The sequence below is a fragment of the Amylibacter sp. IMCC11727 genome, from assembly GCF_029854195.1.
Taxonomy (GTDB): domain Bacteria; phylum Pseudomonadota; class Alphaproteobacteria; order Rhodobacterales; family Rhodobacteraceae; genus Amylibacter.
In genome coordinates, this window is record NZ_CP122960.1 from 227814 (window position 1) to 239870 (window position 12057).

General features: G+C 48.6%; 12 protein-coding genes. 9 read left to right on the plus strand and 3 right to left on the minus strand.

The window, feature by feature from the left end:
• Positions 1-126 precede the first annotated feature (126 nt).
• Positions 127-729, plus strand: coding sequence for an alpha-ketoglutarate-dependent dioxygenase AlkB (locus tag QBD29_RS01225; protein WP_280099522.1), 603 nt, complete (start codon positions 127-129; stop codon positions 727-729).
• On the opposite strand, the gene QBD29_RS01230 is transcribed toward QBD29_RS01225, so the two are convergent.
• A complete protein-coding gene (locus tag QBD29_RS01230) occupies positions 726-1550 on the minus strand; it encodes an ABC transporter permease (RefSeq protein ID WP_280099523.1) in 825 nt (274 codons plus the stop codon). The two genes, QBD29_RS01225 and QBD29_RS01230, sit on opposite strands and share 4 nt — an antisense overlap.
• A gap of 123 nt (positions 1551-1673) precedes the next feature.
• Here QBD29_RS01230 and cysQ point away from each other — a divergent pair, with 123 nt between their 5' ends.
• From cysQ to QBD29_RS01270, 8 genes are all read left to right on the plus strand, one after another.
• Positions 1674-2471, plus strand: coding sequence for a 3'(2'),5'-bisphosphate nucleotidase CysQ (gene cysQ / locus QBD29_RS01235; protein WP_280099524.1), 798 nt, complete (start codon positions 1674-1676; stop codon positions 2469-2471).
• Positions 2472-2474: 3 nt separating this feature from the next.
• Positions 2475-3260, plus strand: a complete 786-nt coding sequence (locus QBD29_RS01240; protein ID WP_280099525.1) for a manno-octulosonate cytidylyltransferase — start codon at positions 2475-2477, stop codon at positions 3258-3260.
• Positions 3257-4552 carry a glycosyltransferase gene (locus tag QBD29_RS01245; RefSeq protein ID WP_280099526.1) on the plus strand — a complete coding sequence of 432 codons (1296 nt, stop codon included), beginning with the start codon at positions 3257-3259 and terminating at the stop codon, positions 4550-4552. The genes QBD29_RS01240 and QBD29_RS01245 overlap by 4 nt, the downstream gene beginning before the upstream one ends.
• A 66-nt stretch (positions 4553-4618) precedes the next feature.
• Positions 4619-5512, plus strand: a complete 894-nt coding sequence (gene galU, locus QBD29_RS01250) for a UTP--glucose-1-phosphate uridylyltransferase GalU (protein ID WP_280099527.1) — start codon at positions 4619-4621, stop codon at positions 5510-5512.
• Between the two features lie 69 nt (positions 5513-5581).
• Positions 5582-6817, plus strand: a complete 1236-nt coding sequence (locus QBD29_RS01255) for a glycosyltransferase family 1 protein (protein WP_280099528.1) — start codon at positions 5582-5584, stop codon at positions 6815-6817.
• A gap of 9 nt (positions 6818-6826) precedes the next feature.
• Complete coding sequence (locus QBD29_RS01260; RefSeq protein WP_280099529.1) at positions 6827-7795, plus strand: glycosyltransferase family 2 protein; 969 nt, start codon at positions 6827-6829, stop codon at positions 7793-7795.
• A 2-nt stretch (positions 7796-7797) separates the two neighbouring features.
• Entirely contained in the window at positions 7798-9495 is a 1698-nt protein-coding gene (locus tag QBD29_RS01265; RefSeq protein ID WP_280099530.1) for a beta-1,6-N-acetylglucosaminyltransferase, read from the plus strand.
• Positions 9496-10947, plus strand: coding sequence for a sulfotransferase family 2 domain-containing protein (locus tag QBD29_RS01270; protein ID WP_280099531.1), 1452 nt, complete (start codon positions 9496-9498; stop codon positions 10945-10947). It abuts the gene before it with no gap.
• Positions 10948-10982: 35 nt separating this feature from the next.
• On the opposite strand, the gene QBD29_RS01275 is transcribed toward QBD29_RS01270, so the two are convergent.
• The gene (locus tag QBD29_RS01275; protein WP_280099532.1) at positions 10983-11447 is read right to left on the minus strand and encodes a PTS sugar transporter subunit IIA; all 465 of its coding nucleotides are present in this window, start codon (positions 11445-11447) and stop codon (positions 10983-10985) included.
• A gap of 26 nt (positions 11448-11473) precedes the next feature.
• Entirely contained in the window at positions 11474-12043 is a 570-nt protein-coding gene (gene raiA, locus QBD29_RS01280) for a ribosome-associated translation inhibitor RaiA (RefSeq protein ID WP_280099533.1), read from the minus strand.
• Positions 12044-12057 lie beyond the last annotated feature (14 nt).

Below are 12057 nucleotides of genomic sequence, written 5' to 3' on the forward strand. Positions count from 1 at the left end.
TAGCATTGACGGTATATAGGTCCCCGATTTGATATCTGCAAGCATTTGGATGTGGATTCTTTATCACATTTCTTTTGTTTTCTTGGCGTTGCGCCCATCCACCGCTAAATGTTGTGGATGACTGATATGAAACCCCTGAACCTGCGTGGATTCCTGATCTATAAATCTCTGATTTCTGCCCAAGATCAGGCGGAAATCTTGGATGATATTCGCGCGGGTCTGCCTCAAGCACCGATGTTTTCGCCTGTGACTGCGTGGGGGAAACCTATGTCGGTGCAAATGTCATCGGCGGGGCGGTATGGGTGGTATTCGGATCGCAGCGGGTATCGGTATGAACCAAAACACCCTAATGGGAATGACTGGCCAACCATACCACAATCCGTTTTGCGGATTTGGGAGTCCGTGTCGGGCACGGATCGTCAGCCAGATTGTTGTTTGATTAACCATTATCGTGAAAAAGCGCGGATGGGGTTGCATCAGGACAATGATGAACAGGACTTTACCTATCCTGTGGTGTCAATTTCGCTTGGGGATGACGCGTTGTTTCGCATTGGCGGAACGGATCGCAAAGACAAAACTGAAAGCGTTTGGTTGGCATCAGGAGATGTTGTCGTGATGGGCGGTGATGCACGATTAGCATATCACGGCATTGATCGCATTCGATTTGGCACATCGACGCTCTTGAAAAATGCGGGCCGCATTAACCTGACCTTGCGCGTGGTTGATTAACGGCGTCTGTTCCAGCTTTCGGAAACGGTGAGGCGTGCGTAATGTTCCAGCATCATCCCAACGCAAATCAGCACCAGCGAAAGATAAACGGCATAAGACAATGTGGTGTGATGTGGCGTGTAATTCACAAATGCCGCCCCCCGTGCTTGATCAATTGTATGGAATAGCGGGTTCCATGTGAAAAACACCAGATAGCCAGCAGGTAGATTATTTGCGAGGAACATTTTCCCGCTAAAGATCATGTTGGCGCGCTTATAGATCTGTTCAATGATTGTGACAGTCGACGGAAAGAAGGGCCGCAATGATAAAAAGATAATGCCGATCGCCACACCAGAAAACCACGCGATCATAAAGCACAGCGATACACGTTTCAGGTTATAAACGGTGAAGGGATCGATGATGACGTTGGCCACGAAAGAGATCACCAACACCGCAAGGATTTGCACGTAAAGCGCGGAAAACGCACCCGACACAATCAGCAGAAATGTGGTGACAGGGGCGTGTTGCAGCATTGGATTAACAGGACCACCGCCACCCACAGCCGACACGGCCTTATTGTGGGTGATGAACAGAAAAACCCCTGTTAGAACGTACAAAACAAAACTGCCCCGCACGGCAACACCACGCATGCCAAGGAACGTGATTAAGACGTAGAAAAAAATCACAACGGTGGCGGCTTGCAATACCTCCATCACGAGGGCTTGGATCGCGTTTCCTTTGCCTTTGCGCACGTCACGTACCGTTGCGTGATACACGAGCGTGAGGAATTCGATCGTACCCATAAAGATACGCGAAAACGAAGAGTTGTTAACTACGCTCATGTGGCCTGCCTAAGGGTTGCGTGATTTAATCACTGCTTGCTGTTTTTTGTTGATCGGACCATAAGACGATAAAACAAATTTCGCAAGAAATCGCTACTTGGGCAGCATCATAGGGGTAGAAAAATGAACAAATCGGAAATTTATACGGTCATTCGCAAGCTGGCGATTGAAGCAGGCGAAAAGATCATGGACATCTATGATGCTGATGACTTTGAGGTAAAATCCAAATCAGACGAGAGCCCGGTGACCATCGCGGATGAAACCGCAGATGCGCATATTTCCGCAGGATTGCGGGCGGCCTTTCCAGAAGCGGCACTTGTGACCGAAGAACAATCCGCCACGCATGCCGAAACATCCAACACCTTCTTTATTGTTGATCCGTTGGATGGCACAAAAGAGTTTATTCATCGCCGTGGTGATTTCACGGTGAATATCGCTTATGTCGAAGATGGCACACCGACCATGGGTGTGGTTTATGCCCCCGCGAAAAAGCGGCTGTTTATCACGGATGCAGTTGGGGTATCGCACGAAGAAATGGGCGATCACGATGCAAATGCCATTGGCGAAATGCAGCGGATTTCCGTATCCACACCAGATGAAAACGCGCTGATCGTTGTGGCGTCTAAATCGCACCTGACCCAAGAAACCAAAGACTACATCGCCAAGTACAACGTGAAAGACAGCGCCAGTGCGGGATCTTCGTTGAAGTTCTGTTTGGTGGCCACGGGTGAAGCGGATATTTATCCACGCGTTGGGCGCACGATGGAATGGGACACAGCCGCTGGCCAAGCCGTGTTGCAAGGGGCGGGCGGTCGCGTGGTGCGATTTGATACCCATGAACCGCTGACCTATGGCAAACCAATCTTTGAAAACCCGTATTTCATCGCCTATGCTCCAGGGATGACCCTGCAAAAGGCTTAGCCCATGTCCACGCTTATTGTTATTCCAGCACGCTTTGCGTCCACGCGGTATCCTGGGAAACCGCTTGTTGAGCTGCGCGGTGCAACGGGTGTTGCAAAAAGCCTGATCCGTCGCAGTTGGGACGCCGCGATGAAGGTAAATGGCGTGGATCGCGTGGTTGTGGCGACGGACGATGATCGCATCAAAGAGGCTGCCGAAGCTTTTGGTGCAGAAGTGGTGATGACATCTGAATCCTGTCGCAACGGAACAGAACGCTGTGCCGATGTGATCGAACGGTTGGGTGAATCTTATGATATTGTCGCGAATTTGCAGGGGGATGCCCCGCTTACACCGCCATGGTTTGTGGAAAAGCTGGTCGAAGGGTTGGCCGCCGCACCCGAAGCCCATGTGGCAACGCCGATGTTACTGTGTTCCAAAGAGGCTTTGGCGAGCTTCAAAGAAGATCGAAAAAATGATCGGGTTGGGGGTACAACCGTTGTGTACGACAACAAAAAGCGTGCGCTGTATTTTTCCAAAGAGGTTATTCCTTTTGCTCCCGATCTGAATGTGCCCGTTTATCACCATGTTGGTGTTTATGCGTATCGCCCCGCGTCCTTGCGTGATTATGCTGCCTTGCCCGAAGGATTTTTGGAAAAACAAGAAGGGTTGGAACAGCTGCGGTTCATGGAAAATGGGTTGCATGTGCAATGCGTTGAAGTGGAAAATCCTGGCCAAGAGTTTTGGGAACTGAACAACCCCGAAGACGTGCCACGGGTTGAAAAGATACTGGTCCAATTGGGGCTTGAATGACCCAGTCGCCAACCGTCAGTTTGGTGATCGTGAGCCGAAAACGGCGGTCTTCTTTGCGGCGCACACTTGCCGCACTGCGGTTTCAAACGTTTGAAAATTTCGAAGTCGTCGTTGTATCAGATGCGCCAGACAGTGGATTTTTAAACGACCTGCCGTTTGCGCAAAACATCTGTCATTTGCATTTTGATGAACCGAATATTTCGGCGGCCCGAAATATTGGGATCGCGGCGTCCCGTGGTGACATCATTGCGTTTTGTGATGATGATGCTGTGCCTGATCCGTGTTGGTTGGAACGGCTTATTGCACCGTTTGAACACCCGAATGTTGCCAGTGCGGGTGGGTTTGTGCGTGCCCGCAATGGGATCGAATATCAGTGGAAAGCGTTGCTGACAGATTGCTGCGGGGATGACTCGCCTTTGACTGTGGACGAAGATACACCGTTTACGGCAGTGGTTTTTGACGGGACGCGGTGCGCAAAACTGCAAGGAACGAATTGTGCGTTTCGCAAAACAGCCTTGGATCAAATTGGCGGTTTTGATGACGGCATTCGCTTCTTTTTGGATGAGACAGATGTTTGTTGGCGGCTGGCGTTGGCTGGATATGACAGTGCCTTTGTTCCGATGGCGCAGGTGCACCATGGGTTTGCGGCCAGTGAACACCGATCTGCGGATCGTGCGCCAAAATCGCTGACGGAGCTGGGTACGAGCAAGGCGCGTTTTTTGAACAAACATGCGGAACCTGCTTTGCATGCGGGGTCAATACAGCAGTTCATCCAAGAACAACGCAATCGGCTGATCGCTTTGATGGTGGATGGGCGCATTGAACCGCGCGATGTTGCGTGTTTAATGACCAGTTTGCAGGATGGATTGAGTGAGGTTCGCACAGAAACAGCGCAGCAACCTCAAACAATGACTTCGCGCAGTTTCACACGGTTTGGACATACACGACCCGACCGATTTTTGGTTTTGGGCGGAAGTACGCTTTCAAAGCGGAAATTATTGAAAAAAGTGAAAAAAAACACAGAAATCAATTTGCCTCAGCTTGTAATGATCTTTTCGATCACCAGTTTGTTCCACAGACGTGATTTTGATGCGCGGGGGTTTTGGGTGCATTCTGGGGGAATATTTGGTAGATTTAATAGATCGGACCCTCTATTCCGTTTTGTTCGCCTGAATGAGCGTATCAAGATCGAGTTTGAAAGAGCAAAGACTGTGTTTCCTGGTACAGAACTGCGAACGATTAAAATCTTTCGTAATTTCGTCTTAGAAATGACAAAAACTGGCTCTAACTGATTTTCTATCGAGCAAGATGGGAAAGCGTAAATTGAATTACGCTAAGAGTTAACAAAGGGGTATGTTGTGAAACAACGAGTAACGAAGGCCATTTTTCCTGTAGCGGGTTTGGGAACACGATTCCTGCCGGCAACAAAGAGTATTCCCAAAGAGATTTTGTGTTTGGTGGACAAACCACTGATCCAATACGTGATTGACGAAGCGCGTGAAGCAGGCATCGAAGAATTTATTTTTGTCACATCACGAGGCAAAGGCGCGTTGGAAGACTATTTCGATGGCGCACCGCAGCTGGAACAATCGCTGATGGCGAAGGGTAAAAAAGACCTGCTAGACATCTTGATGAAATCGACCATGGACAGTGGTGAAATCGCCTATGTTCGCCAGCGCGAAGCCTTGGGTTTGGGCCACGCAGTTTGGTGCGCGCGCCGTTTGATCGCGGATGAACCATTTGCGGTTATTTTGACAGATGACGTGATCGCGGCAGAGAAGCCTGTTCTGAAACAGATGGTCGATGCGCATGAACAAACCGGCGGGAACATTGTTGCCGCGATGGAAGTGGCGCCAAGCAAAGCATCTGCTTATGGTTTGTTGGACATCAAAGAAGACATGGGTTCGCTGGTGTCTGTCAAAGGTATGGTTGAAAAGCCAAAACCAGAAGATGCGCCATCGAATTTGGCTGTTATCGGCCGCTATATTCTGACACCGCAAATCTTGCGCAATCTGGATACACAGGAACGTGGTGCAGGTGGTGAAATCCAGCTGACAGATGCAATCGCGAAAGAAATTGAAAACTCTGACAACGTCTATGGGTTCCGTTTTGATGGCAAACGCTATGATTGTGGTTCAAAGGCTGGCTTCTTGCAGGCAACTGTTGCTTTTGGACTGGCACGTGGCGATCTGTCCGATGAGTTTCTGGACTTCTTGGTTGAGACGGTTGAATGCCGCCGTGCCGCGCAATAGGCGACCCAATATTAATGAATTTAAGCCGAGGTATTTCTTACCTCGGCTTTGCTGATTCATGAGGTCACTATGTCTCGATATATCTTTGATATAACACGCTTTATTTCTCGGATTGGGCGCGGGAAGCCAACGGGAATTGATCGCGTCGATATTGCGTATCTGGCCGAGCTGTCTCGTCGTGATCCAAACTGTCTGACGGTGGCAAAGATCGGTACGGACTTTGTTCTTGGGCGGGCTGCGGACGCTGTGAACGCGTTGAACGCTTTGCAAGACGGAAGATCGGTTGGTCGCCTTGGGTTGCAAGATTTTTATCGTTTGAAACTGCCCAAAGAACAACGCAGAGCACGGCAATTTTTTCGGTTTCACGCCATTTGCAGCAGCAAGTCACCACAAATGTTGTTCGAGGGGCGATCGCTGTCTGACCTAGAATATGTGAATGTGGGCCACAGCAATTTAAGCGATGCGTTTCTAAGTGCCATTCGCGCCGCAGGATGTTCGAAGATCACTGTGATGATCCATGACATGATCCCCTTGGATTTTCCGCAATTTACCGGCGCTGGTATTTCTGAACAATTCGAAGCGCGGATGAAATCCGTCGCGCAATTCGCCCACCGTATTATCTGTAACTCTGCAGACACCGAAGCGCGGGTTCAACACTATTTCACGCAGTGGGGCGCAAGCGTAGACACTGTTGTTGCACATCTGGGTGTGGAGCCGTTGAGTTCTATACTAAGCCTGAGAAACCCGCAGCCGTACTTTGTGTGTTTGGGAACGATTGAACCCCGAAAAAACCATGCGCTGTTGTTCGATGTTTGGGACAAATTTGCACTGGATCACGGACCAGATGAAATCCCCGAATTGCGGATTATTGGACGGCGTGGTTGGAACAACGAAACGGTGTTTAAATATCTGGATACAGCCCCTTTGGTGGGTACAAAAATCAAAGAGCAGTCCGATTTGAACGACACGGACCTGGCCACACAAATAAACCATTGTGTTGCGTTGGTTTTCCCGAGTTTTGCTGAAGGTTACGGCCTGCCCGCATTGGAAGCGGCGCAAATGAATGTGCCTGTGATTTGTTCAGATTTGCCGGTGTTTCGTGAGCTTTTAGGTGAGTATGCCACATTTTTAGACCCAAATGACGCAGATGCTTGGGCTGAAACCCTTAGAACTGTTGCAGAAAAGACTAAAAAAGGCACGGATCGTGGTGATTTTGCCAATCATGTACTCGATGTGCCGCGATGGGAATCACATTTCTGCCATGTTTTTGATGATACTGGTACGCAGCAGGCATTTCACGAGTAGTATTTCCACATGAGTCTATGGAGCCGATATAAATTGCGGATAGAGCTGTCGTGCGTTGTGGATCGAACAAAAAACATCCGCCCGTCTGATATTCTGGTTTTCTCCACTCTGCGCAATGAAAAGGCGCGGTTGCCCTATTTTCTTGATTATTATCGCAAGTTGGGCGTGAACCATTTCTTTTTTGTAGACAACGACAGTGATGATGGAGGTCGTGAATATCTTAAAGATCAGCCCGATGCGTCCGTCTGGACAACGACGGCCTCTTACAAACGTTCGAAATTTGGTGTGGATTGGCTGAACGGGCTAAAGGCAAAATATGCAGATGGGCATTGGGTGCTTGTGGTCGATGTGGATGAGCTGTTGGTTTACCCGTTTTGCGACACGCGTCCGCTGCGCGCGCTGACGGATTGGCTGGATTCAGCATCCATTAAATCCTTTGGGACAATGCTGTTAGACATGTATCCAAAAGGCAAAATCCAACACGCCCGTATCCGTGAAGGCAAAGACCCTGTTAAGACCGCGTCATACTTTGATGCGTCTAACTATTTCGTTGAAAAGAATAAGAAATATGGAAACCTATGGATTCAAGGTGGCCCGCGTTTACGGTCATTTTTTCGGGATAAACCTCAGTTTGCACCAGCACTGAATAAGACGCCATTGGTAAAATGGTCCAAAGGGTATGTGTACGTGAGTTCGACCCACACTCTGCTGCCGCGTGGTTTGAATCAAGTGTATGATGAATGGGGTGGGCAAAAACCTTGTGGGGTTTTGCTGCACACCAAGTTTATGAACACGTTTTCTGAAAAAGCCGAAGAGGAAATGAAGCGCAAACAGCATTATGCCGCCAGCCGTGAATACCGCATGTATCTGAATAAGCTGAACGGGGACCTGTTACTGTGGAATGAGCAATCCAGCGAATACAAGAATTGGCAACAGCTTGAACAACTTGGCCTGATGGCGCGTGGGAATTGGGCGTAACGATGCGATTGGGGTTTGTCATACTAGCACATACCGACCTGCACCGTGTCGCAGAGCTGATTGCGCATTTGTCAAAAGAAGACTGCGTGGTTGGAGTTCACATCGACAAGAAAGTTTCGAATGTGGAGTTTGACGCGTTCAAAAGTTCCGTACAATCCTTTGATAATGTTGTGCTTTCCAAACGAACAGCCTGTGAATGGGGTGAGTTTTCTTTGGTGCGGGCCACATTGGATGCTTCTGAAAAGCTCCTTAATACGTTTGATGATATCAGTCATGTATCGCTGATCAGCGGGTCGTGTTTGCCGATCCGTCCTGTGCGCCAGATGAAGCGTTTTCTGAAACGCAATGCTGGGACAGACTACATCGAGTCTGTTTCTGTTGAGAATAACTATTGGGTCAAGGACGGTTTGAACGAAGAGCGGTTTACGTTCTATTTTCCGTTTTCATGGCGCAAACAGCGGCGTTTGTTTGACGCGCTTGTGGATGTACAGCGCTGGGCGCGGATTAAGCGAAAAATCCCCGAACCGCTTGTGCCACATATCGGTTCGCAGTGGTGGACGTTAACGGCGAAAACCTTGCGGACCATCATCAATGACCCAAAGCGCCCTTATTATGATGCTTATTTCAGTTGGTCGTGGATCCCTGATGAAAGCTATTTTCAGACCTTGGCGCGGCTGCATTCTTCGTCCATTGAATCGCGTTCGCTGACGTTTTCAAAATTTGATTATCTGGGAAAACCGTTCGTGTTTTACGACGACCATTTAAAGGAACTGACGCAATCGGATTGCTTTTGGGCGCGAAAAATTTGGGGAGGAGCGGATAAGCTCTATTCGTCTTTGCTTGATGAAAATCGGGCAAACCAGCCGATGTCTGGGGCCGATCCAAAAGCCTTTGACGAAAAATTCGAAGCGGCGGATGTAATGCGATGTGAAGGGGGCCTTGGTCGATTCCATCAAGGACGATACCCTTACGATCGGGCCGAGCGGACGGGTGTTTCGGTGTCCCCATTCACGGTGTTTGTTGGGTTCAAACCCATTTATCGCGCGTTTTCCGATTGGGTGGATGCGCATACGGACGGAATATCTTATGGGAGCATTTTTGCGCGCACAAATGTAGGGGATTTTGATCCTGAGACACATTTTTATGGCAACCTGCCGGCTGAACCAAAAGTAAGAAACCGCAATCCCAAGGGGTATTTGGCCAACCTTTTGTGGGGTGGTCAGGATCAGCATCAAAACCTGATGTATGATTTTCGGGATTCCCCTCGGATTGTTGGAACGCTGGCCCACGATGAGATGGCAAAGGTTATTTTGGTGCGGCATTCATGGATGCTTGGCTTGCTGCATTCTTCCGCATCGTTTGAAAACCAACTGTCGAATGCCAAACGATTGCAAAGATTGGAGCGACGTTTTTTGGCGGAGTTTGATAAAGATACGTCCAAAGCAGATTTGACGGTGATGGATTTAGAAGATGTTCTGGCACACCCATCCCGCAGCCTACGTGCGGCGATTGAACATATGCCGAAGAACCATCAAGGAAACCTGAACGTGATGCCTGAACGGTTTAACACCGATGGTTTGGATAATTTTGCCAAGAAATTGCGCAATCACGGGCTGAATATCGACTATGAACCGCTGGTTCGCCCGAAAGACAACAAAAAACAGGACACGGTTTTTGAAAAGCCGTATGTGGTGAAATAGATGGCGCAATTTTTCAAATATTTTGTCCTGCTGGGCAACATGCGGACCGGGTCAAACCTGTTTGAGCAAAATATCCAATTGTTCGACTCCTTTTCCAGCCATGGGGAATTGTTTAACCCGCATTTTATCGGTTTTCTGAATCGTGATGAGGCCTTTGGCGTCACCATGCAAGAACGCGAGATCAAGCCGCAAAAATTGCTTAATCGGATGATTTCCAAAGAAAAAGACACGTTGCCTGGGTTTCGTCTGTTTTCCGATCATGATCCGCGTATTTTGCAGCATTGTTTGAACGATCCAGAATGTGCAAAGATAATTTTGACGCGCAATCCACTGGATAGTTTTGTGTCGCACGCCATCGCAAAAGCCACGGATCAGTGGAAACTGACGGATGTGAGCAAACGCAAAAAGGCAAAGGTTCATTTTGATTTCTTAGAGTTCAAAGCCTATCTGACACGGCTTGAAAACTATTTGTCCGAAATCAAAACAACGCTGCAAAAAACCGGCCAAACCGCATTTCCGCTGGCGTTTGATGAGTTGAACGATTTGGAAGTGTACAACGGTTTGGCGCAGTTTTTGGGCAGCGAAGAAAAACTGAAGCAGCTGGGGGATAAGATTATTCGTCAAAATCCAGAAGGCCTGCGTGACAAGGTTGAGAATTTTGATGAGATGACAGAACAAGTTCGCATGTTGGATTTGCTCGGCTCTGATCTGATCCCGACGACGGAACAAGTTCGCAATCCAGGGTCCAAGAACTTTGTGGCTGCGTCCAACCCGCCGCTGTTGTTCATGGCTATGCACAAGGGTGATTGTGATCCAGTTGTAACGTGGATGAAAGCACATCAAGAAAATGGCGGCCTGAGCAAAGGTATGAATCAAAAGCAGTTGAACGAATGGCTGTCGGATCATCCCGTTCGCACATCTTTCACCGTTCTGCGTCATCCGTTGGACCGGGCCTACAACGCATTTTACAAACATATCTTTACGTCAGGTGATGATTTGTTTCCTTGGATTAGAACGACCTTGGAAAACACATACGGAATGGAATTGCCCAGTAAGGGAATGACAGAAAAGCCAAACCGTACGGTTCTGGAAAATTCTGGTTACGGGGTAAAAGAACACCAGAAAGCATTCTTGGGATTCCTGCAGTTTTTGAAGGGTAACCTTCAGGGGCAAACCCGTGCGCGTGTTGATCAATCTTGGGCGTCCCAAAATTCCATTTTGCAGGGATATTGCAGATTGGCGTTTCCCGATACAATCGTGCGGTTTGAAAATCTGGCCGAAGATTTGCAGCGGATCGAGTCCAGTATGGGGCTTGGGCATGTGCCGCTTGCGCCTGAAAAAACGGATCAATGTTTCACGTTGTCAGATATCTATGATCCAGAAATGGATGCGATCAGTCGCGACGTTTATGGCCGCGACTATGTCAAGTACGGCTTTGACAGCTGGGGTTAGCGAAACGCAGATGATCCCCGTTTTCGCAAACGGCTTTAAGCAGCCTTTGACGTTGTCAGTTCTGTCAAAATAGAAAACAAAGTCGCAGGGTCATTGTTGGCCCGCAGCGTTTTGCAGTTTTCTTCATTGCGCAGTGTACGGGACACCATCGCCAATGCTTTCAAATGCTCTGGGCTATCGTTTGCAGGTGCGAGCAATGTGAAGATTAGGTCCACAGGTTGGCGATCCATGCTGTCGAAATTCACAGGTTTTTCGAGCCGATAAAACAGACCGACGATTGAGTCCAAAGATTCAAACCGTGCATGTGGAATGGCGACACCACGGCCAACGCCCGTGGTGCCAAGGTTTTCGCGTGCTTGCAAAGCTGAAAAGATCTCATCTGATTTGAGCCCATAAGTGGACTCTGCGTGTTCAGAGATATCTTGCAAAAGACGTTTCTTACTGGACGCACCCACAGCAAACCGAACTGCGTTTTGGTCCAAAATTTCGGCCATTTCCATTTTTTATTCCAGCTTTGTTCACCGGATTACACCGGGTCTATCCATCCGATGTTACCATCGGCTCTTTTGTAGACCACGTTCACCCTTTTCTGCCCTTCGTTCTGAAATACCAAAACGTTCTCGTCGGCTAACTCCATTTGCATGACAGCTTCCCCGACGGACAAGGATTTAATCTTGGTCTGTGTTTCCGCGACAATGATGGGCTGCAACGTTTCAGGTTCGCTCGCATCTTCGCCTGCGTCTTCTTGAGCGAGGATATACGATGGAGCGCCGAAGGTTTCAACCGGTGTTGAACGATGCGTGTGGTGATCTTTCAAACGGCGCTTATACCTACGTAATTGTTTTTCCATCTTTTCTCGACATGCATCTAGAGAAGCGTAGATTTCACCAGCGTGCGCTTTGGCATTTACTGTTAATCCTGTGGATAAATGCACAGATGATTCGCAGACGTATTCGTGCCTATCTTTGGAAAACGTGACATTGGCCTCGGTCGGTCGTTCTGCATATTTGGCAACAACGTCATTTAGTTCTTGTTGCACATGCTGTTGCAAAGATTCGCCGATATCGAGTTGTTTTCCGCTGATTTGGTAACGCATTTAGGCTCCTTTCA